The organism is Thalassospira sp. GB04J01, from assembly GCF_000751115.1.
Taxonomy (GTDB): Bacteria; Pseudomonadota; Alphaproteobacteria; order Rhodospirillales; family Thalassospiraceae; genus Thalassospira; species Thalassospira lucentensis.
In genome coordinates this window covers 218,665-240,182 of record NZ_CCDX020000008.1, presented here as the reverse complement: position 1 = coordinate 240,182, position 21,518 = coordinate 218,665, and the positions used below count along the sequence as shown (strand labels likewise).

Annotated in this window: 17 protein-coding genes; 5 read left to right on the top strand and 12 right to left on the bottom strand. The window is 55.1% G+C overall.

Features of this window, described 5'->3' with window-relative positions; genetic code table 11:
• Window positions 1-22: 22 nt before the first annotated feature.
• Window positions 23-583, top strand: a complete 561-nt coding sequence (locus AMM48_RS06270) for a TlpA disulfide reductase family protein (RefSeq protein ID WP_102783360.1) — start codon at window positions 23-25, stop codon at window positions 581-583.
• A gap of 139 nt (window positions 584-722) precedes the next feature.
• On the opposite strand, the gene rbsK is transcribed toward AMM48_RS06270, so the two are convergent.
• The 7 genes from rbsK to AMM48_RS06230 all read right to left on the bottom strand — a co-directional run bounded on the left by rbsK (window position 723) and on the right by AMM48_RS06230 (window position 7,145).
• Complete coding sequence (rbsK, locus tag AMM48_RS06265; protein WP_102783359.1) at window positions 723-1,646, bottom strand: ribokinase; 924 nt, start codon at window positions 1,644-1,646, stop codon at window positions 723-725.
• Between the two features lie 153 nt (window positions 1,647-1,799).
• On the bottom strand, window positions 1,800-3,266 hold the full coding sequence (xylB, locus tag AMM48_RS06260; RefSeq protein WP_102783358.1) for a xylulokinase: 1,467 nt from the start codon (window positions 3,264-3,266) through the stop codon (window positions 1,800-1,802).
• A 154-nt stretch (window positions 3,267-3,420) separates the two neighbouring features.
• Window positions 3,421-4,308 carry a 3-hydroxybutyryl-CoA dehydrogenase gene (locus AMM48_RS06255; protein WP_101298960.1) on the bottom strand — a complete coding sequence of 296 codons (888 nt, stop codon included), beginning with the start codon at window positions 4,306-4,308 and terminating at the stop codon, window positions 3,421-3,423.
• 69 nt (window positions 4,309-4,377) lie between these two features.
• Complete coding sequence (locus AMM48_RS06250) at window positions 4,378-5,313, bottom strand: FAD-binding protein (RefSeq protein WP_102783357.1); 936 nt, start codon at window positions 5,311-5,313, stop codon at window positions 4,378-4,380.
• Window positions 5,314-5,328: 15 nt separating this feature from the next.
• A complete protein-coding gene (locus AMM48_RS06245; RefSeq protein ID WP_028791341.1) occupies window positions 5,329-6,078 on the bottom strand; it encodes an electron transfer flavoprotein subunit beta/FixA family protein in 750 nt (249 codons plus the stop codon).
• Window positions 6,079-6,318: 240 nt separating this feature from the next.
• Entirely contained in the window at window positions 6,319-6,897 is a 579-nt protein-coding gene (locus tag AMM48_RS06235) for a cob(I)yrinic acid a,c-diamide adenosyltransferase (RefSeq protein ID WP_102783356.1), read from the bottom strand.
• Window positions 6,898-6,950: 53 nt separating this feature from the next.
• Window positions 6,951-7,145 carry a twin transmembrane helix small protein gene (locus AMM48_RS06230; RefSeq protein WP_102783355.1) on the bottom strand — a complete coding sequence of 65 codons (195 nt, stop codon included), beginning with the start codon at window positions 7,143-7,145 and terminating at the stop codon, window positions 6,951-6,953.
• 310 nt (window positions 7,146-7,455) lie between these two features.
• Between AMM48_RS06230 and AMM48_RS06225 the strand changes: the two genes are divergently transcribed.
• Complete coding sequence (locus tag AMM48_RS06225; protein ID WP_102783354.1) at window positions 7,456-8,160, top strand: glutathione S-transferase N-terminal domain-containing protein; 705 nt, start codon at window positions 7,456-7,458, stop codon at window positions 8,158-8,160.
• A gap of 132 nt (window positions 8,161-8,292) precedes the next feature.
• Entirely contained in the window at window positions 8,293-9,459 is a 1,167-nt protein-coding gene (locus AMM48_RS06220; protein WP_102783353.1) for an adenosylhomocysteinase, read from the top strand.
• Window positions 9,460-9,537: 78 nt separating this feature from the next.
• Here AMM48_RS06220 and AMM48_RS06215 read toward each other — a convergent pair whose 3' ends face one another.
• From AMM48_RS06215 to ccrA, 3 genes are all read right to left on the bottom strand, one after another.
• A complete protein-coding gene (locus AMM48_RS06215) occupies window positions 9,538-11,637 on the bottom strand; it encodes a methyl-accepting chemotaxis protein (protein WP_102783352.1) in 2,100 nt (699 codons plus the stop codon).
• Between the two features lie 235 nt (window positions 11,638-11,872).
• Entirely contained in the window at window positions 11,873-13,540 is a 1,668-nt protein-coding gene (locus tag AMM48_RS06210) for an acyl-CoA dehydrogenase family protein (RefSeq protein ID WP_102783351.1), read from the bottom strand.
• Window positions 13,541-13,696: 156 nt separating this feature from the next.
• A complete protein-coding gene (gene ccrA / locus AMM48_RS06205) occupies window positions 13,697-14,977 on the bottom strand; it encodes a crotonyl-CoA carboxylase/reductase (protein ID WP_102783350.1) in 1,281 nt (426 codons plus the stop codon).
• 302 nt (window positions 14,978-15,279) lie between these two features.
• Between ccrA and AMM48_RS06200 the strand changes: the two genes are divergently transcribed.
• Window positions 15,280-17,337 carry a protein meaA gene (locus tag AMM48_RS06200; protein WP_102783349.1) on the top strand — a complete coding sequence of 686 codons (2,058 nt, stop codon included), beginning with the start codon at window positions 15,280-15,282 and terminating at the stop codon, window positions 17,335-17,337.
• Window positions 17,338-17,365: 28 nt separating this feature from the next.
• Here AMM48_RS06200 and AMM48_RS06195 read toward each other — a convergent pair whose 3' ends face one another.
• Complete coding sequence (locus AMM48_RS06195; protein WP_102783348.1) at window positions 17,366-17,986, bottom strand: TetR/AcrR family transcriptional regulator; 621 nt, start codon at window positions 17,984-17,986, stop codon at window positions 17,366-17,368.
• A 105-nt stretch (window positions 17,987-18,091) separates the two neighbouring features.
• On the opposite strand from AMM48_RS06195, the gene AMM48_RS06190 reads away from it, so the two are divergent.
• A complete protein-coding gene (locus AMM48_RS06190; protein ID WP_102783347.1) occupies window positions 18,092-18,832 on the top strand; it encodes a 3-oxoacyl-ACP reductase family protein in 741 nt (246 codons plus the stop codon).
• Window positions 18,833-19,020: 188 nt separating this feature from the next.
• Here AMM48_RS06190 and AMM48_RS06185 read toward each other — a convergent pair whose 3' ends face one another.
• Window positions 19,021-21,420, bottom strand: coding sequence for an EAL domain-containing protein (locus AMM48_RS06185; RefSeq protein ID WP_244271131.1), 2,400 nt, complete (start codon window positions 21,418-21,420; stop codon window positions 19,021-19,023).
• Between the last annotated feature and the right edge of the window lie 98 nt (window positions 21,421-21,518).

Sequence of the window (21,518 nt, the reverse complement as noted above, 5' to 3'; positions counted from 1 at the left end):
GTATTTGGAAAAGGTGGGAATTGTGAAGGCTTTGCTTCAATTCGTAAAACTTGGCGTGATTGTCGCCATATCGGGCATTTATGCAACCCCTGCCTTTGCAGAACCGCAATTCCCGCAAGAACTTTCAAAAATGACCGTTCCGGAAAATGGCAGTGCGTTGCTTGAAAACGCGACATTTGTCGATGAAAATGGCGAGGTCGCGACCCTTAACAGCCTGAAAGGAAAGGTTGTTTTGGTTAATTTGTGGGCGACTTGGTGCGTGCCGTGTGTCAAGGAAATGCCGGAACTCGATGGTCTGGCTGCGGAAATGGCGGATAAGCCAATGCGGATTTTGGCGCTTAGTCAGGACCGTGGCGGGGCGGACGACGTTTCCAAATTTTTTGAAAACAATAGAATCGAACATTTGGACGTGCTTTTGGACCCCAAAGGGGCGACCGCACGCGCCATGGGCGCACGCGGGTTACCAACCAGCTTTGTGATCGATGCGAATGGTGAACTGATTGGCAAATTAGAAGGCATCGCCAAATGGGACGCGCCAGAGGTTGTCGCGTATTTCAACCGCCTGATCGATCAGGCGTCGTAAGGTTTGATCAATCCCGCACAACCAGTATTCCCAACATCTGGAAGAGCGTTATGATACGAAAAAACAAACGTATCATAACGCCGGTATCGCCGGGTCAGGTTCAGATCATCACGAACGCAAAACCCATAAGGCCGTGCTGCTAACTGTTTTCTTCAAGCATTGACATGACTTGGCTAAGTGTCGGGGCGGCATCGGCGGCACCGGGGCGGGTTGTTGCCAGAGCCCCGGTCGCACAGGCAAACCGAACCGCATCAGGCAGGCTTTGTCCACCGTGAAGCGCAACGGCCAGACCCGCGTTAAAGCAATCCCCGGCCGCCACCGTATCAACCGGTGACACGTCAAATGGCGGCACCAGTCCGGTTTGACCGTTGGCAGAATAAAATGCACCCTTGCCGCCCATTTTAATGATCACGGTTTCCGGACCCATGTCGTGCAGGATTTTGGCCGCGTGACGTGCGGTTGCCATGTCGTCGGGCATAATTCCGGTCATGGCATGGCATTCAGTGGTGTTCGGCGTGACGATATCGGTTAGCACCATCAGATCGCGCAACACCACGCGATCAGGTACGGGGGCCGGATCAAGCATGATTTTGGCACTGCCTTCGCGGGCGTATTTCATGGCGCAATCAACCGCGACCACCGGACATTCAAGCTGCAACAGCAAATATTTGCAGTCACGCAAGACATGGCGTTTGTCGTGAAGGTCAGCACGGGTCATCATCATGTTCGCACCGCCTGCGACCGTGATCATGTTTTCACCGCTGTCTTCGATTGAAATCAGCGCCGTTCCGGTTTGTGCGTCTGAGGCGACGATCAGATTGTTGGTATCAAGACCTTCGGCCTTGAGCGTTGCCAAAAGGTCACGTCCCAGAAGGTCATCGCCAATTTTGGAAATGAAGATCGGCGGAACCCCAAGGCGTGAGACGGCCATCGCCTGATTACAGCCTTTGCCACCGGGGCCGGTTGTGTATGCCTTGGCAAGGACGGTTTGGCCGGGCACGGGCAGGGTGGTTACACGGGCGGAAAAATCGACATTGGAACTTCCAACAACTGCAATGGTCATGTTTTATCCAAATAGAAAAATATCAATCCATCCGTTTAATATTGGGCGCATTTCAGTGCTTTAAAGAACCTGCTAATGAATTCTCTGTTTTTGCAGGCGATGGGGCATGCGCCAAATAGTGTGCGGGAATGGTTTGATTTTGGTGGCGGGCGTTTACGTAGGGGTGAATTCCTCACGCAGGGCGGAATAAATGCGTTTGAATTTGGCAAATCGGGGCTGATAGGTGCTGTAGTGGGCCATATCAGGTTCGATCACTTCGTCGATTGCCGGTTTCTGGCAGACGTCTTCGACCGCCTCCTTGGTCAGGGCCAGTCGCCCCAGACGTGCCGCGCCAAATGCCGGTCCCTTGGTGGCACCTTCGTAACGGGCAAGCGGCGTTCCCATGATATTGGCGATCAACTGTATCCAGTATCGGCTGCGTGCGCCGCCGCCAATCACACCGGGCAGGTCACAATGAGTGCCCGCGGCATGCAGACGTGATTGCGCATCGCTCAGCGCGAAGGCGACACCTTCGAGAACGGACTGAACCATCATTTCACGGGTGGTGTCACTGCCAAGGCCAAAGAACACGCCGCGCGCATAGGGATCATTATGCGGGGTGCGTTCGCCGTTGAGATAGGGCAGGAAAATCACATCTGAGGGTGCGCGGTGCTGATGTTCCGTGCGCGCCAAAAGGGCCGAGATATCCTTTTCACCCAGAAGGTTGGCCGCCCACGACAGGCAACTTGCCCCATTGAGAAGGACCGCCATCTGAAACCACTGGGCGGGGATGGCATGGGCAAAGCTGTGCAGCAGTTCTTCAGGGCGCGGGCGGTATTTGTCCGAAGCGACGAAAATCTGTGACGATGTGCCCAGGGAGATAAAGCCGTCCCCATGGCGCACGGCCCCGACACCGATGCCCCCGGTTGCGGCATCGCCACCCCCACCAGCAACAATCACACCGGGTTTCATGTTCCAGCGTGCCGCGAGTTCACCGCGGATTGTTCCTGTGACGTCACTGCCTTCGACCAGTTTGGGCAGTTGATCCATTGAAAGGCCGCTTGCGGCAACCGCAGCGGGGTTCCAGCAGCGACTTTCTTCGTCGAGCCACAAGGTGCCTGCGGCATCTGACATTTCGGTGACTTTTTCACCGGTCAGGCACAGGCGGATGAAATCCTTGGGCAGAAGAACGGTTTTGATTTTGGCAAAGACATCCGGTTCGTGCTTTTGCAGCCAGATCAGTTTGGGGGCGGTCATGCCCGGCATGGTCGCAACCCCGGCAGTTTGGCCAAGGTCGGGCAGGGCAGCATCAAGCTCGTCACATTCACGCTTTGCCCGTCCGTCGTTCCACAGGATGGCCGGGCGCAACGGGGCGTCATTGGCATCAAGCAGGGTCGCACCATGCATCTGACCGGAAAGGCCAATGGCACGGGTCGCGGCAAGGGCGACCGGATTTTCGGATTTGAGCTTATCAATCGACTGGCATGTGGCATCCCACCAGTCGGTCGGGTTTTGCTCGCTCCAGAACGGGTGCGGGTTGGACACCGACAATGGGACATCAGCCTCGGCAATCGTGACCGAGTTGTCATCAATCAGCAGTGCCTTGACCGCAGATGTACCGACATCAATACCGAGAAACATTTTCGGACTGCCTCCAGACGTCTTTTTCTCTTTGCCCGACTCTTTTACCAGCGCGGGTATGCTTTGACTGCATTCGAGACGTTTGCCAGTTGTAATGCAACAAAAAAGCCGCTGCAAATGTGCAGCGGCTTTAATCTTGTGACGATTAAGACCCTTATCGGGTTGGGACGGGTTCGTCACCGCTGTAATCGTAGAAACCACGTCCAGCCTTGCGGCCAAGCCAGCCAGCTTCGACATATTTAACCAGAAGCGGGCAGGGGCGATACTTGGTATCGGCCAAGCCATCATGCAGGACATGCATGATCGAAAGACAGGTATCCAGACCGATGAAATCGGCCAGTTGCAGCGGGCCCATCGGATGGTTTGCACCAAGGCGCAAAGCGGTATCGATCGATTGAACGTTCCCGACACCTTCATAGAGGGTGTAGATTGCTTCGTTGATCATCGGCAGCAGGATGCGGTTGACGATGAACGCCGGGAAATCTTCGGCACTTGCCGTGTCTTTGCCCAGTTTTTTGGTCAGTTCATGAATGGTGCGATAGGTGACCTCATCGGTGGCAATGCCACGGATCAGTTCGACCAGCTTCATCAGCGGCACCGGGTTCATGAAATGCATGCCCATGAACTTCGACGGGCGGTCTGTGTAGGACGCCAGACGCGTTACAGAGATCGAAGATGTGTTTGTTGCGATGATCGCTTCGGGGCCAAGAACCGGGCAAAGTGCCTTGAAGATCTGTTTCTTGATTTCTTCATTTTCGGTTGCGGCTTCGATTACCAGATCGCAGTCAGACAGGAACGTATATTCCGTTCCGGTTGAGACGCGCTTGAGCGCGTCATCTTTTTGCGCTGCGGTAATCAGCTCTTTCTTGACCTGACGATCCATGTTCTTGCCCATCGCGACAAACGCCTTTTCGAGGGCGTCTTGCGAGATGTCGAGAAGTCGGACGTCGTAACCGGCAAGTGCGACAACATGGGCAATGCCATTGCCCATTTGTCCGGCACCGATTACGCCAATGGTTTTAATATCTTCCAACGAAGCCATTTGTTCCCCACTCGTCCCCTTAGGGTCAAAACAATACAATCGACTGTTTTGACCCTAAATGGGATCAGTTTATTTGTCGAGTTCACTCGCCAGAGCGGGAAGGGCCTCGAACAGGTCAGCGACAAGGCCGTAATCGGCAACCGAGAAGATCGGTGCTTCTTCGTCCTTATTGATCGCTACAATGACCTTACTGTCCTTCATGCCGGCAAGGTGCTGAATAGCACCAGAAATGCCTACAGCAATGTATAGCTGCGGTGCAACAACTTTGCCGGTTTGGCCAACCTGCCAGTCATTGGGCGCGTATCCGGCATCAACTGCAGCGCGTGATGCGCCAATGGCAGCGCCCAGTTTGTCGGCAATCGGTTCGATCAGGTGGAAGTTTTCACCTGACCCCATACCGCGACCACCGGAAATAACCACACTGGCAGCCGACAGTTCGGGACGTTCCGACTCGGTCAGTTCCTGACCGACGAAGCTTGATTTACCGGCATCGACAACCGTTGTGACGTCTTCGATGGTGGCAGAACCGCCTTCGGCAGCAACCGGATCAAAGCCCGTGGTACGAACCGTGATCAGTTTCAGCGCGTCTGATGACTGCACGGTTGCCATGGCATTACCGGCATAAATCGGACGGACAAAGGTATCGGCACTTTCGACATCGGTGATGTCAGAAATCTGTGCCACGTCCTGCAGGGCCGCAACGCGGGGCATGAAGTTTTTGCCCGAGGTCGAGGACGACACCAGAATGTGGCCGTAATCGCCCGCCAGTCCATTGACAAGACCGGCAATGTTTTCTGCCAGGAAGTGGCCATAGGCGGCATTATCGGCCACCAGAACCTTGGCGACACCGTCAACCTTGGCGCTCGCATCGGCAACAGAACGGCAGTTTTCGCCAGCAACAAGAATGGTGATGTCGCCACCGATTTTCTGTGCGGCGGCAACCGCATTCAGCGTGCCACCCTTCAGTTCGGTATTGTCGTGTTCGGCAATAACAAGAATGCTCATTTGGATGACCCCCGCTTATATGACTTTTGCTTCGTTGCGCAGCTTGTCGACAAGCTCTGCAACGTCAGCAACTTTGACGCCTGCCTGACGTGACGGCGGTTCCGACACTTTCAGGGTTTTCAGGCGGGGTGCCGTATCCACACCAAGATCGGCCGGGGTGAGGGTATCAAGCGGCTTTTTCTTGGCTTTCATGATGTTTGGCAGCGACGCGTAGCGCGGCTCATTGAGGCGCAAGTCGGTGGTAACAATTGCCGGAAGATCAATTTTGATGGTCTCAAGACCACCATCAATCTCACGCGTGACATCAAGTTTGCCATCGGCAACGACAACCTTGGATGCAAACGTGCCCTGCGACCAATCCAGAAGAGCGGCCAGCATCTGACCTGTCTGGTTGGCGTCATCGTCAATCGCCTGTTTGCCCAAGATTACCAGATCCGGGCTTTCTTTGGCGACGACTTCCTTGAGCAGTTTGGCAACGGCAAGCGGCTGCAGCTCATCATCGGTTTCGACCAGAATGCCGCGATCGGCACCCATGGCAAGAGCAGTGCGGATTGTTTCCTGACACTGTTTTACGCCAAGCGACACCGCAACCACTTCGGTGGCAGTGCCAGCTTCCTTGAGGCGGACAGCCTCTTCAACGGCGATTTCGTCAAACGGGTTCATGGACATTTTGACGTTGTTCAATTCAACGCCAGACTGGTCCTGTTTGACACGGATCTTGACGTTGTAATCCACAACGCGCTTAACGGCGACAAGAACCTTCATGACAGACCTGTTCGTTTTTGTTGTCAAAACTATGGGTTTGCTGCGCTCTGCCATGGCAGATTGCGGCGAACCCCGCATGGTAATGTTTTCCCCGCGATGCACAATAGGCAGTGCATTACGGGTTGTCAATTTACGTAAAGAGGTTAACGTTAACGACAACTTCTTTACTGAATTTTTCTCGCCCTTGACTGTCTTGATACGGGACTGAGCCCGGCTTGAACAGGGGGTGTTTGCTTTTTGTTACCGCGTCAGGCCGGGCTGCCACAGAATATCATCCTTGCCACCATTGTTGGCGTGGCGGGCCAGAACAAACATATGGTCCGACAGGCGGTTGATATAGCGCACGGCTTCGGGATTGATAGACTCGATTCCCGCCAGTTCAACAATCAGCCGTTCGGCGCGGCGCGATACCGTGCGCGCCACATGAAGCTGTGCGGAAAGTGCCGATCCGCCGGGCAACACAAACGATTTTAACGGATCAAGGTTTTCATTGATCTGATCAATCTCGGCTTCCAGGCGTTCGGTCTGTTTGGCGGTGATGCGAAGGGCTGGCTGATCAGGGTTGTCGTTGCTGCCGTCGTCCGGCGTGCACAGATCCGCCCCCAGATCAAAAAGATCGTTCTGAATGCGGGCCAGCATGGCATCCACATCGGCGTTATCAGCGGAATGCAGACGGGCAACCCCGATCACGGCATTGGTTTCATCCACCGTGCCATAGGCGGTGACGCGAATATCGTTTTTGGCAACGCGCGACCCGTTGCCAAGTGCGGTTTTGCCCTTGTCACCGGATTTCGTGTAGATGCGTGTCAGTTGAACCATGTGCCGTCCATTTTATGCAGGGGATGGAAGAAGGAATAAGGCGCGAGGCTGCGCTATTTTCCAAGCGCCATGAAGGACAGAAGAAACAGAAGCAAAAGGGCACCCGCCTGAAGCAGGACGCGCAGCTGCATCAATTTATTGGATTTTCGCGCATCGTTGCCGCGTGCCATGGAAATGATGCCCAAAACCAGCACGACCGCCACAGCCGCCATCGCGAGCAACGCGCCAATCTGAAGAAATGCAGCCATTGATGTTTTTCCCTCGTTTCCACCTGTGATGTGTGTCGAAAACCTTGTTGTGCAATGATCTTGGCGGCGGCGTGACCCGACGTTAAATCATCACAGTTATCTTACAGGCGGCGACATGCTGCGCCAAACCGCCCGCCGGGGCAAGAGCCAGAAACACGAAAGTGGACCAAAAGGTTCTGGCAAAACGTCTGGCATTTGGAAACATTCTGCCTAAATCACAGGGATATGATGTTCGGCCTTGCTTGCAGAAGGAGCCTGAAAGCCGAATTTTTTTGTTAGATCACACCGCTATGAAAAGGATGACGTTCCAATGTCCGACCTTTCCGCATTCGATATTACCAAACGCTGGCCCGCCAAAAATCCCGATATCTTGCAGCTTTACTCGTTTCCGACCCCGAATGGGGTCAAGGTTTCGATCATGCTTGAGGAAACGGGCCTTGCCTATGAAGCCCATACCATCAAGATCGGTGAGGATGAAACCTGGACGCCGGAATTTCTGTCCTTGAACCCGAACGGCAAAATTCCGGCAATTGTTGATCCCGATGGTCCGGGCGGCAAGCCGCTTGGCTTGTTTGAGTCCGGGGCGATTTTGCAATATCTGGCCGAGAAAACCGGCAAGTTTTTGCCTGCTGATCCGGCAAGGCGCATCGAAACCCTGCAATGGGTTTATTTCCAGATGGCCGGGCTTGGCCCGATCTTTGGGCAGCTTGGGTTCTTCCACAAATTTGCCGGTAAGGATTTTGAGGATAAACGTCCGCGCGATCGCTATGTGAATGAGTCAAAACGGTTGCTGGGTGTGCTTGAAACCCGCCTTGCCGGGCGTGACTGGATCATGGGCGATGATTATACCATTGCCGACATCGCAACACTTGGCTGGGTGCGGAACCTGATCGGGTTTTATGGCGCCGGTGAGCTTGTGGAATTTGACAAATTGGTCAATGTTCCGATCTGGCTCGAACGCGGATTGGCACGGCCTGCGGTTCAGCGCGGGCTTGATATCCCGCCACGTCCATAGATCAGCAGCCTATGCCAATCGTGGTTTAAATTGAAGTTTGACCGAATGGTCAGAAATGCTTTCCATTCGGTCAGGCTGGCATTAACGTCCGGCCAGATGATTCGCCCCCACGACGTTAAGAGACCAGCCCATATGACCAGTCGCATTAAAGACCCTTCCCTTGCCACGCAGATCACCGACGAAACCCTTGCCTGGCGGGAAGTTATCTGCCCAGTAACGGCAAAATACGGAAATTATGTCGCCAAACGTGATTTGCGCGACAAAACCATCGTCAGTTTCCAGCATGTTCTGGAAGATACCATCCCGACACTTTTGCCGTTTGTCAAAGCCGGGGCCAAGGTCAAGGTCGGGGCGTGCAATCCCGATAGCACCGATGATGTTGCCGCGGCCTATCTGGCCGCCAACGGGGTTGAGGTCCATGCGTTTTCAGGCATGACCCCGGATGAATATGCCAAAAGCATCGATATCCTGTCGTCCGAGCCCGCCGACATTGTTGCGGATATGGGCGGGGAGTTGATCGAGGCGTTTGTTCAAAAGGGCCAGAAGGTCGACGGCGCGCTTGAGGCGACGACCACCGGCGTTCACCGGGTGGAGAAGCTTCGGTATGCCTTCCCGGTGTTTAACTGGAACGATATAGCGATCAAGGACCGCCTGCATAACCGCCATCATGTGGCACAGGAAATGTGGCCGGTGTTTTCCAATGTGACGGGCTTGGCCCTATATGGCCGGTCGGTTCTGGTGATCGGGTTTGGTCCGGTTGGGCGCGGTGTTGCCGAACGTGCGCGTAATCTTGGCGCGGTGGTATCAGTTGCCGAACGTGATCCGGTGCGCGCCCTTGAAGCCCAGCATCACGGATGCCGGGTCGTGGCGCTTGAAGATGGCTTAAAAGAAAGTGCGATCATTGTTACCGCGACGGGGCTTTCGGGCATTCTGGGCGAAAAACAGATCAAAATGGCCCGCCGTGGGGCGGTTCTGGTCAATGTCGGGCATTCCAATACCGAGATTGATGTCGCGTGGCTCGATACCCAGAAACAGACCAAAATGCGTCGCTATATCGAACGGTTCGAGCTTGATAACAACCGCGAGGTGTATCTTCTTAATCGCGGTAGTTTGTTGAACCTGGCACCGGGCATGGGCGGATCGGGCAAGGATCTGTTTGATCCGTTTTCCGCCATCCTTATTCGCGGCATTGACTGGCTTGCATCGGGTGGGGCGGCATCATTCAAGCCGGGGTTCTATGCGTATCCGGGCGAAATCGAACGTGAAATTGCCGAAGCGATCCTGCATTCACACAGCTAATTTCTGATGACCAGCAGAACGCAAAACACCCCGGCGATGACCGGGGTGTTTTTGTGTGTGCGGATTTTGACGATCCGGTCAGGCGCGATAGCCAATGCGCAGATTGCCCCATTGTTCGCCGTTAACCATGATCGGCACATCGCATTCCTTCATGAAGACGACGCTGTCGCCCATATCGCGGAAATAGGTTTGCAGAAGGTGCGGTTTGGTGTTGCGCGCCGCCATCAAACCGGCCCGGTCATCAAAGATGCGCCGGTTGCGACAGTTGCCCATGTTCCATGCCGGTTCGCCGGGACGTTGTGGCTGGCTGTAAATCTTGTTGTGGGTCGGAAGATAGCCGTTGAAATCCACCCCGGCGGCAAAGACGATGTGCTTGTCCTTTTCAAGGACGGCTTCCTGAAGCGGGGTGAAGTTGCGGTCGGTGAACGCGATATAGGGCGTCATGAACTGTTTGGGATCACTGCCCGCAATTGACTCGTAACGCGGGCTGAACAGATCGTCGTGCTCGACTTCCTTGTTGCGCAGTCCTGTTTCAAGAACCTTGCCAAGTTCACCGGCCAGTTTCATCCCGATATCGGCGATCTTGCCGTCATGTTCGTGGGTTTTACGCAGATGGTCGAGAATGACCTCATAGGCCTGATCGTCGACTTCGGTGAACTGAACATGGGTTCCAAGGTTCGAAACAGCCTTAACAATCCCATGCAGAACCGTGCCATCGGCCATGGTGATGATGATTGGTTTGGCCCGGTCCTTGTCACTGGCATCAATACGGGCCAGCAGTCCGGAAGGTGACATGTCCGCCGTCACCCCGGAGCGGACATCGCCGCCGCCAAAATCAACCTTGATGTCGACGGCAATCGGTGCGCGTTCTTCGTTGCGGCGGTTGGTATTATCGGCACTGCGCAAGACACCGCGGAAACGGCTTTCCATTTCGTTGATGTCGTTGCGGATGTTGGAGGCCAGAATGCGCAGGTTTTCAGCGGTTTCACTGGCATTTTGGGATTTGTCACTGGCCAGTGCGATGTCGCTTGAAATCCCCTGCATGTGGGTCGAGACTTCCTGCGCGCTCGATGAAATTTCGGCAATCGCGGCGGTTTGTTGTTCGACCGACGCGGAAATATCCGATGAAAGCTGGCTGACTTCGTCAATCGCGCCACCGATGCCTTCAATCGCGGTCACGGCCTCAGACGTTGCCCCCTGAATGGCGGTGATTTGCGAATTGATGTCGAGGATGGCTTTTTCGGTCTGGGTTGCGAGGTTTTTCACCTCGTTGGCAACCACGGCAAAACCCTTGCCAGCATCCCCGGCACGGGCGGCCTCGATGGTGGCGTTAAGTGCGAGCATCTTGGTCTGATCGGAAATGCGTTTGACGATATCAACAACCTTGCCGATCTCGCTTGCGGTGTCTGACAGGCTGTTCATCGTTTGCGATGTTTCGCGCGCGCGGGTTACGGCCTGACCGGCAATGTCATTGGTTTTGTGAATGCGGTCGGCGATTTCATGGCTGGATGCCTGAAGTTCTTCGGTCGCGGATGCCACGGTTGAGACATTGTTGCTGGCGATTGCGGTGGTTGAGGTGATCCGTTCCACCAGACTGGAAAGGTCGTTGGCGTCGTTTTCCATGGCCTGGGCCACGTCATTGGTTCGGCCTGCCTGAAAACCGACTTCGGAAATAATGTTGTCGGTTTCACGTTCGATGATTTCGGACATCGACTGGACTTCGGATGCCGAACGGCGCTGCATTTTCTTTGCCTGAATGGCGGACATCAGGCTTGCCATATCGGCCATCAAAAGGCATTGGGCCGCATCGATAAAGGCAGGGGTGTTGCGTGTGCGTTTTGTGCCCGAGGCCAGTGACGCACAGCTTGCCGCTGTGGTGTGATAGGCCTGCACCAGACGGTCGGGCGAAATATCGGTTGCGGCGTCGGCGAGCAGGTGCTCTTCGAAACACTGGTTAAACGCGCTGGCAGAAGTGGCATTGGCCATGGCGCGGAAACGATTGGCAAGACCGTCAACAAAGCTTCGCGGATCGCCGGGATCGGCGCTGCTTTGGCCGGTGCCAAACAATTGGCCAATCAAGCCTTCTGCCAGTTGGGTGGCATGTTGCTCAAAAAGGTCCTTTGTTTCACCTATGCGCGCATAGATTGTGTTTTCAGACGTTGCAGAGGCGTGATTCATTTTTACGTCTCTCCCTTTTCCCCTAGCGGCGCATTGGCCGGTTTTGCGCAGATTCTTAATACTCTGCGTTCATGTCTTTGAAGTCTACCACTACCCGTCGGGGGACGAGATATCATACTTTAGGTTGATACGAAAAAGTGGCCCGTCAAGACTGACGGGCCAAGTTTGCCCTCGTTGGTTACAGGGGCCACGGTTCGAGATGTAAATTTGTGTCAGGTTTCAATCTGTTAGCGGGTCAACGGCCCAGAATGCCGCGGGTCACGACCTGTGCCTGAATTTCAGCAGCGCCTTCAAAAATATTCAAAATACGGGCGTCACAGAGGACCCGGCTGATTTGATATTCCAGCGCATAGCCGTTGCCGCCGTGAATCTGAAGCGCATTGTCGGCATTTGACCATGCGACGCGCGCGCCCAGAAGCTTTGCCATGCCCGCCTCAATGTCGCAGCGGATATCCTGATCCTTTTCAAGGGCCGAGAAATAGGTCAACTGACGGGCAATCATGGTTTCCACGACCATCCATGCGACCTTGCCGTACACACGCGGGAAGGCATAAAGCGGTTTGGAAAACTGCACGCGGTCCTTGGCATAGCGCATACCGATTTCAAGCGCGTTTTGCGCCACACCAACCGCGCGGGCCGCGGTTTGAATGCGCGCAGACTCGAACGTTGCCATCAGTTGCTTGAACCCCTGTCCTTCGTCGCCGCCCAAAAGGTTTTCGCTAGGCACCTCGAACCCGTCAAACGACAGTTCGTATTCTTTCATCCCGCGATAGCCAAGAACCTCAATCTCGCCGCCGGTCATGCCGTTGGCCGGGAAGGGATCATTGTCCGTGCCGCGTGGTTTTTCCGCCAAAAGCATCGAAAGCCCGCGATAGCCAGTTTCATCCGGGTTGGTGCGCGCCAAAAGCGTCATCAGGTCGGACCGGGCGGCATGGGTGATCCAGGTTTTGTTGCCGGTGACCTTGTATGTATCGCCATCCTTGACGGCACGGGTGCGCAGATGGGCCAGATCGGAACCATTGTTTGGTTCGGTAAAGACTGCGGTCGGCAGGATTTCACCCGATGCCAGTTTGGGCAGGTAATGTTGTTTTTGCGCGTCCGTCCCGCCAAGGCGGATCAGTTCGGCGGCAATTTCCGACCGGGTGCCAAGCGAGCCCACCCCGATATAGCCACGCGACAGTTCCTCGGTCACGACGCACATGGCGGTTTTGCCCATGCCAAGTCCGCCGAATTCTTCGGGGATGGTCAGGCCAAACACACCAAGTTCGGACATCTCATTGACGATCTCAATCGGGATTAACTCATCGCGTTCGTGCCAGCCATGGGCATGGGGGGTGACCTTTTCATCGACAAAGCGGCGAAACTGGTTGCGCACCATATCAAGCGTTTCGTCTTCGAGGCCGGTTTCGCCAAACTGGCCGGTATCCAGGCTGTCTTGAATTTGATGGGCAATGGCGCGCCGCGTGGCATCCGAGTTGCCATGGGTCGCCAGCATCATAACCGATGGGTTGGCCGAGAATGCGTCAATGATATTGGTCGGAACGCCAAGGGTCGAAAGGCGGATAAACTCGCCCTGCGACATGGCAATGCCGCCCTGTATCTGGGCTAGATATTCGCCAAAGGCGGCTTGCAGGATAAGCTTTTCAAGTGTGCCGTATTTGCCCTGTGTATTCAGCCGTTCGGACCATGCCTTCATTTGTTGAAGGGCGGTGACATAGGTCGTGAACCAGGCAAAACCATGCGCGGCAAACTGGTTTTCATCGAATGCGGCGGCATCAACCTTGCCGTCGATGGTGACCGCCGTGCGCAGGGCATTTTCGGCGGCATCATACACAGGTGCCAATGCCGACATAGCGTCGTCACACAGACGGTTCAAATCAGCAAGCAGGGCGGTCTCGGTCATGGTTCTGGTCCTCGGATCGGCAATCATGTGGGGCGATTGCGCAACAGAATTTAGGTATCGGAGCTAACTGCCCGAAAAGGGTGGTGGCACCCCGTACGCCGATCGGGCGAGAACGCGCGCGGGGTGCCAACGGTCAGTCGAAAGCCTTATGTGGGTTCAGCTTTCGACTGCTTCTTCAAGTGTGCGCATGCCGGGGCGTTTTGCCTGTACCAGTACAGCCATATTTCCCGGTTTGTGTTCGTTGCGCATCATTTTCATGTGCGAACGCGGGATATCATCCCAACTGAACACTTCGGACATGCTGGGATCAATACGGCGTTCGATCATCAGCTTGTTGGCCTGTGCTGCCTGTTTCAGGTTGGCAAAGTGGCTGCCCTGAATGCGTTTCTGGCGCATCCAGACGAAGCGCGCATCGAATGTCAGGTTAAAGCCGGTGGTCCCGGCACAGAATACAACCATGCCGCCGCGTTTAACCACATTGCACGATACCGGGAAGGTTTGTTCACCGGGATGTTCAAAGACGATATCAACGTCATTGCCCTTGCCGGTGATGTCCCAGATGGCTTTGCCGAATTTGCGGACTTCTTTCATGTAATCGCCAAATTCCGGGCCATTGACCGTGGGCAACTGGCCCCAGCAATTGAAATCCTTACGGTTGATGACGGCCTTGGCCCCAAGGCCAAGCACAAAGTCGCGTTTGCTTTCATCGGATATGACGCCAATGGCATTGGCCCCGGCGGTGGTGATCAACTGGATCGCCATTGACCCAAGGCCGCCAGACGCCCCCCAGACCAGAACATTATGCCCCGGACGCAGGATGTGCGGACGATGGCCAAACAGCATGCGATAGGCGGTGGCAAGGGTCAGGGTGTAACAGGCACTTTCTTCCCACGTCAGATGTTTGGGACGCGGCATGAGTTGCTGAGACTGAACACAGGTGAACTGGGCAAATGAGCCGTCGGGGGTTTCATAGCCCCAAATCCGCTGGGTCGGGGACAACATCGGATCACCGCCGTTGCATTCCTCGTCATCGCCATCATCCTGATTACAGTGAATGACGACTTCATCGCCGACTTTCCAGCGCGTGACTTTTGACCCAACCGCCCATACGATGCCCGACGCATCGGACCCGGCGATATGATAGGGCAGGTCATGAACATCGAAGACCGAGATCGGTTGGCCGAGGGACGCCCAGACGCCGTTATAATTCACGCCCGCCGCCATCACGAGTACGAGGACTTCGTGGCTGTCAGGCTGTGTTACCGGCAGGACTTCGCATTGCATGGCGGTATCAGGTTCGCCGTGGCGTTCACGGCGAATGGCCCAGCCATACATGTTTTTGGGCACATGACCCAATGGCGGGATTTCGCCAATCTCATACAGGTCTTTGATGTCCTGACCGCCACGGAAAGGCAGCACTTCTGCAGTGGTATTCATGGCCTTCACTCCTTGTTCGGGGTCGATCCGAATCGCGCCGGGGTGTCGTGTAATAAAATTACCCTGTGTTGCGCTGCGGTCGACGAATCCTCCAAGCCACGGAATTTGTTTTTATTTCCCTGACAATTCCCCGGTTTTCAGCCGATATTACGCGACGGTTTTCCGGGATTAGTTTGTTTTCGCTTTTATCGCGTTGCACAAATTGTTATATAATTATCCAAATGATGTCTAGTGGATAATTTAATAACGTTTTCGTGTAATAAAACGTAAGCGTTTCAGCAATAAAAGTACGCGAGGTCGTGATGCCGATGGAAAACCAGCGCAGCGCAGTAAATGCGAAACGGGATCGCCCATGGTTGATCCGGACCTATGCCGGGCACAGTTCGGCGGCGGCGTCGAACGCACTGTATCGGCAGAATCTGGCGAAAGGGCAAACCGGGCTTTCGGTGGCCTTCGACCTGCCAACCCAGACGGGCTACGATTCGGATCATGTTCTGGCACGCGGTGAAGTCGGCAAGGTCGGGGTGCCGGTTGGGCATATCGGCGACATGATGACCTTGTTTGACGGTATCCCACTTGATCAGATGAACACATCGATGACGATCAATGCGCCCGCCGCATGGTTGTTATCGCTTTATATCGCGGTGGCGGAAAAGCAGGGAACGCCACGTGCCAGCCTTCAGGGCACGACCCAGAACGATATCATCAAGGAATATCTGTCACGCGGGACCTATATCTTTCCCCCGGCACCGAGTTTGAAACTGATCACCGATGTTGCGGCATTTACGTACCGCGAGGTGCCAAAATGGAACCCGATGAATGTCTGTTCGTACCATTTGCAAGAAGCCGGTGCGACGGCGGAGCAGGAATTGGCCTATGCGTTGGGCACGGCGATTGCGGTTCTGGATGCGGTGCGCGATTCGGGGCAGGTGCCCGAAGAAGACTTTGCCAAGGTGGTCGGGCGGATTTCATTTTTCGTCAATGCCGGTATCCGGTTTGTTACGGAAATCTGCAAGATGCGGGCATTTTGCGAGCTGTGGGATGAAATCACCCGCGACCGATATGGCATCGAAGACGCCAAATACCGCCGGTTCCGCTATGGGGTGCAGGTCAATTCGCTGGGCCTGACCGAACAGCAGCCCGAAAACAATGTGTATCGCATCCTGATCGAAATGCTGTCGGTGGTTTTATCGAAAAATGCCCGGGCACGTGCGGTGCAGCTTCCGGCGTGGAACGAGGCGCTTGGTCTGCCCCGGCCCTGGGATCAGCAATGGTCGCTGCGGCTTCAGCAAATCATGGCCTATGAAACCGATCTTCTGGAATATGAGGACCTGTTTGATGGCAACCCGGCGATTGACCGTAAGGTCGGCGCCCTTAAGGAAGGTGCACGTGCCGAACTGGCCCGGCTTGATGCCATGGGTGGGGCGATTGCGGCGGTGGATGCCGGATATATGAAACAGGAACTGGTCAAATCCAACGCCATGCGCTTGGCCGATATTGAAAACGGGGTGACCAAGGTTATTGGGGTCAATGCCTTCACCGAAACCGAGCCTTCACCGCTGACGTCGGGGGAGAAATCGATCATGACGGTTGATGAGATGGCCGAGCAGGAACAGATCGAAAAACTGAAAGCCTGGCGATCTGATCGTGATCAGGCCAAGGTTAGGGACACATTATCGACCCTGGAACAGGCGGCCCGTGAAGGCCGCAATATTATGGAAAGTTCGATTGCCTGTGCCCATGCCGGGGTGACCACCGGCGAATGGTCGGAAACCCTGCGCGAAGTATTTGGCGAATATCGTGCGCCAACCGGCATTACATCGATGATCGTGACCGGCGATGCGGCTGATATTCAAACGTTGCGGTCACGGGTGGATGAGGTCTCGGACAAGCTTGGTGAACGCATGAAAATGCTGGTCGGCAAGCCGGGGCTCGATGGGCATTCCAACGGGGCCGAGCAGATTGCGGTCAAGGCCGGTGAAGCCGGGATTGAGGTTTTGTATGACGGCATTCGCTGGACACCGGATGAGCTGGTGCGCAATGCGATTGACGAAGGGGCGCATGTGATCGGGCTTTCGATCCTGTCGGGGTCGCATGTGCCGTTGGTGCGTGAGGTGGTCAATGGATTGCGGGCGCGTGGGGCGGGGCATATTCCCGTGGTTGTCGGTGGCATCATCCCCGATGCCGATATGCTTATTTTACGCCAGATGGGTGTGGCGGCGGTTTATACGCCCAAGGATTACCAACTGGTGCGGGTAATTTCCGAAATTGTCGATCTGGTGGATCGCACATCTTCAGAACCGCCTGTGCCACAGTCGGGCAACCGCACATCGGACGGGGCGGGGACGGCGATTTATTGATTGGGGGCGCGGAGACGCGTTCTGCCCCCTAGCGTCTGGTTTGCGATGAACTGATCAGGTTGGGCCATGTCGTCATGGCGGCATCGGCCACGGCGATCATCTCGGCGCGTGTTGCGCCATCGCGTGCCTGTATGGACATGCCATGCTGCACAGTCGCGTAATAGGCCGCCATGGTATCGATGTTGGCGATGCTTGGAATGTGACCGCGCCGTTGTCCTTCGACATATAGATTTCGCAAGATTTCAGTCACTTTACGGCGATAACCGCGCAGGGTCTGATTGACGGTTGCGTGGTTTGACTCCGCCTGTGGTGCGGCCAGCACAACCAGACAGCCATGCGGTGTATCGTCACGGGTAAAGGCGTTGGCCGAGGCGACCAGCACGTGGTGGGTGGCGTCTTTGGGGTGTTTGAACCGTTCCAGATTGCCCCAGATTTCTGTGCCGTGAAGCTTGCTGTAATGGATGATAACCTCATCAAACAGCGTTTCCTTACTGCCAAAGGCGGCGTAGATGCTGGGCGGGCGGAGTTCCATTGCCGTGCTGAGATCGGCCATGGATGTATTGTCATAGCCCCGTTCCCAGAACAGGCCAAGGGCCTTATCCAATGCATCGTCCCGGTCAAATGCGGGTGGTCTGCCGCGTGTCGCCATGGTTTGTCTTTCCAATTATGTAATGATCACTAAATAAATGACTTGACGTCAAAATGCAAGGCTGCGATCAATTATGTAGTGATCATTACATAATCGGAGTTTCCTATGCAGAACCTTACTGGAAAAGTCGCCTTTGTTACCGGTGGAAGCCGTGGCATTGGGGCCGCCATCGCAAAACGTCTGGCCCGCGACGGGGCCACAGTTGCGCTTACCTATGTCAGTAGCCCGGACCGGGCACGCGATGTCGTCGGCGAGATTGAGGCGGCGGGCGGTACGGCCTTGGCGATAAAGGCCGATAACCGCAATGCTAACGAGATCGAGGCCGCAATTCATCAGGCAGCGGCGCAATTTGGGCAGATCGATATTCTGGTGAACAATGCCGGGATTATCGAATTCGCACCGATTGACGAATTGAGTATCGAGCAGTTTGACCGCACGGTTGATGTCAATGTGCGTGCGGTTTTCGTCGCGACCAAGGCCGCACTTGCCCATATGCCTGATGGTGGTCGGATCATTACGACGGGCAGTAATCTGGCACATCAGGTGCCATGGCCGGGGTTAAGCCTTTATGCCCTGTCAAAATCGGCGCTTATCGGCTTTACCCGTGGGGTGGCCCGGGATTTAGGCCCGCGCAAAATCACCGTCAATGTTATTCACCCGGGGCCAACCGAAACCGACATGAACCCGGCAGAGGGCGACATCGCCGATGCAGCGCGCCGCATCATGGCCATCCCAGATTACAGTGATGCCAATGATACAGCCGGCCTTGTCGCGTGGCTTGCCGGGCCAGAGGCAAAGGTCGTCACGGGCTCGGAATTTACCGTCGATAGCGGCATGAACGCGTAATACAGGCGCAGTTACGCGCACGTTAAATGTAACTTCGGCGGGCTGGTCTTCAGCCCGCCGATAACGGCAGTATCTGACGGAACCAGATTGCCGGGCGGGCGGTTTTACCGTCCACAGATGATTTTCGAATGAGTTTCTGCCAAACTAAAAAAACAGCCCAAGCCCGCGCTTGGGCTGTTTTTCCTCAATCAGGTTTTGGCAGCTATCCGTTTGGGTTCCTGCGCCTGACGTTCGGTGACCCAGGTGACGAATGTGTCGGCCGGCAGAGGTTTGGAATAGAGGTAGCCCTGAATGAAGTCGCAGCCCTTTTCACGAAGGTAATCGAGCTGTTCGACTTCTTCCACACCCTCGGCAACAACTTCAAGATTGAGGCTGTGGCCCAAGCCAATCACCGCATCAACAATCGCCTTGTCATCCATATCGACATGGATGTCATTGACAAAGGACTGGTCGATCTTGATTGAGCTGACGGGGAACCGTTTGAGGTAGTTGAGCGACGAATAGCCGGTGCCAAAATCGTCAATGGCGATCATCACGCCAAGTGCCTTGAGTTCTTTTAGCGTCGAGACGGCTTTTTCCGGATTGTTCATCAGGATCGACTCGGTAATTTCGAGTTCGAGCGTGCCTTCTGGCATTGCTGTATCTTTGACGATCCGGGTGACACTCGATACCAGTTCAGCATCCTGGAACTGTGCGGGCGACAGGTTTACGGCAATGCGGAGACCCGGCAAGGTGGTATCACGCCAGATCTGCGTTTGTTTGCAGGCTTTTTCAAGAACCCATGCGCCGAGACGGTTGATCAGACCGCATTCTTCAGCCACCGAGATGAATTCGCCCGGCATGATGAGGCCGCGATCAGGATGGTGCCAGCGCACAAGAGCTTCGGCGCCCACGACCCGTTCGGTCCGGCAGTCGATTTTGGGCTGGTAATAAAGTTCAAGCTGATCGTGCTCAAGCGCGTTGCGCAGATCTTCTTCGATGGTTTTGCGTTCTTTGACCCGTTCGTGCATGGAGGGCAGGAAGAAGCGGTAATTGTTGCGGCCTTCGGCCTTGGCGGCATACATCGCCATATCGGCATTTTTGACCAGCTGTTCTGGATTTTCACCGTCCTCGGGGAACAGGGTGATACCGACGCTGGCGGTTGAATGCAGGCGGATGCCACGGCAATCAAATGGTTGGCACAGTTCATCGATGATGCGCTGGGCAAGGACAATGGTGTCTTCGATGTTTTGAACGTCGGTCTGAATAATTGCGAATTCGTCGCCGCCAAGACGGGCGGCGGTATCGGAATCGCGAATGATCCGGGATAGACGTTGTCCCATTTCCTGAATCATCAGATCGCCGACATCATGGCCAAAGTGGTCATTGATGTCCTTGAACCGGTCAAGGTCGACAAACAGAACCGTAACTCCGCGTTGGAACCGGCGTGCCGAAAGTAAGGCCTGTCGCAGACGGTCAAGGAACAGGGTGCGGTTTGGCAGGCTGGTCAGCACATCATGCACGGCAAGATGGCGCATGCGGGCTTCGGTCTGTTTACGTTCGGTAATGTCGGTATAGGTCGCAACATAGCCGCCGCCCGGCATCGGGTTGTGATCGACCTGAATAACACGGCCGTTCGGGCGGGTACGTTCCATGCGATAGGGTTCGCGCCGACGCGCAATCGCCACACGGTCGGAAATCAGGGCCTGAATACTGACATCGCCATATTCGCCGCGTTCGCCGTTAAAACGCAGGATATCGGAAAGCGGAGTGCCTTCCTTGACCAGATCACGCGGCAGGTTAAGCAGTTCGATATAGCGTTCGTTCCAGACCATCAGATTAAGGTCCTGATCGAACAGGCAGATGCCCTGACCAATATTATGAAGGGTTGCTTCAAGCAGGGCCTGCTTACGCTGGGCTTCTTCCTGCGATTGCCCCTGCAGGGCGACCATTTCGTTATATTCGCGGATCAAAAGACCCAGTTCGTCGGCACTGTTCCATTCAACCGGGCGGCGCAAACGGCCATGCTTGGTCATCCGGATGGAATGCAACAGGCGGTTAAGCGGTTCCTTGATCGAGCGTTTGTTGGCAATCAGCAAACTGGCGGCAACGACAGCGATCAGCAGGCCAAACAGGACCATGTCAATCGCGATGCGTCGGAGAAGAAGGTTCTGGACACGTTCTTCTGTGAAGTAGATCACCAGTTCGCCAACGTCGTGGCGAACATTATTGCGTTCAAAATAGACTCGGCGCGACAGGCGGAGCGTATCGGCCAGTTCGGATTGGGAAATGCCAGTATGGGCAAATTCGGTTCCGTCGGCGCCAAGGGCCTGCACAGCAACGATGTCGCTATCACGCGCCATGGCGTTCAGTGCGGATTCGATATTATCGACGTCAAGATACCAGAACGGTGTGGCAAGCACGCGCGCGTTGATGTCGGCGGTTTGCTCAACTTTGCCGTTCAAATCATCGCGCAGAACCTTGTAGCTGACGTACCCGAACACGACAAACAGCGCGAGCGAAAACATCGAAACCAGCGGCAATGCTATGAATAGCAACCGGCTGCTAAGCGACTTGCTTTGTAAAAAGCCGTACGATCCGCGCGACAAACGTATTCTCCTAGGCACCCACTTTCGACTAGCCAAGCTCTACATTACTCGACCTTTGTATGGGGGCCAATACCCCTTACGTCAGGGTTGAATGAACC

Coding starts and splice junctions, on each gene's coding strand:
- AMM48_RS06215 (WP_102783352.1), bottom strand. CDS start 11,637: ATGAATCACGCCTCTGCAACGTCTGAAAACACAATCTATGCGCGCATA.
- AMM48_RS06195 (WP_102783348.1), bottom strand. CDS start 17,986: ATGGCGACACGCGGCAGACCACCCGCATTTGACCGGGACGATGCATTG.
- rbsK (WP_102783359.1), bottom strand. CDS start 1,646: ATGACCATTGCAGTTGTTGGAAGTTCCAATGTCGATTTTTCCGCCCGT.
- AMM48_RS06220 (WP_102783353.1), top strand. CDS start 8,293: ATGACCAGTCGCATTAAAGACCCTTCCCTTGCCACGCAGATCACCGAC.
- AMM48_RS06200 (WP_102783349.1), top strand. CDS start 15,280: ATGCCGATGGAAAACCAGCGCAGCGCAGTAAATGCGAAACGGGATCGC.
- AMM48_RS06230 (WP_102783355.1), bottom strand. CDS start 7,145: ATGGCTGCATTTCTTCAGATTGGCGCGTTGCTCGCGATGGCGGCTGTG.
- AMM48_RS06255 (WP_101298960.1), bottom strand. CDS start 4,308: ATGGCTTCGTTGGAAGATATTAAAACCATTGGCGTAATCGGTGCCGGA.
- AMM48_RS06245 (WP_028791341.1), bottom strand. CDS start 6,078: ATGAAGGTTCTTGTCGCCGTTAAGCGCGTTGTGGATTACAACGTCAAG.
- AMM48_RS06190 (WP_102783347.1), top strand. CDS start 18,092: ATGCAGAACCTTACTGGAAAAGTCGCCTTTGTTACCGGTGGAAGCCGT.
- xylB (WP_102783358.1), bottom strand. CDS start 3,266: ATGTTTCTCGGTATTGATGTCGGTACATCTGCGGTCAAGGCACTGCTG.
- AMM48_RS06250 (WP_102783357.1), bottom strand. CDS start 5,313: ATGAGCATTCTTGTTATTGCCGAACACGACAATACCGAACTGAAGGGT.
- ccrA (WP_102783350.1), bottom strand. CDS start 14,977: ATGAATACCACTGCAGAAGTGCTGCCTTTCCGTGGCGGTCAGGACATC.
- AMM48_RS06225 (WP_102783354.1), top strand. CDS start 7,456: ATGTCCGACCTTTCCGCATTCGATATTACCAAACGCTGGCCCGCCAAA.
- AMM48_RS06235 (WP_102783356.1), bottom strand. CDS start 6,897: ATGGTTCAACTGACACGCATCTACACGAAATCCGGTGACAAGGGCAAA.
- AMM48_RS06210 (WP_102783351.1), bottom strand. CDS start 13,540: ATGACCGAGACCGCCCTGCTTGCTGATTTGAACCGTCTGTGTGACGAC.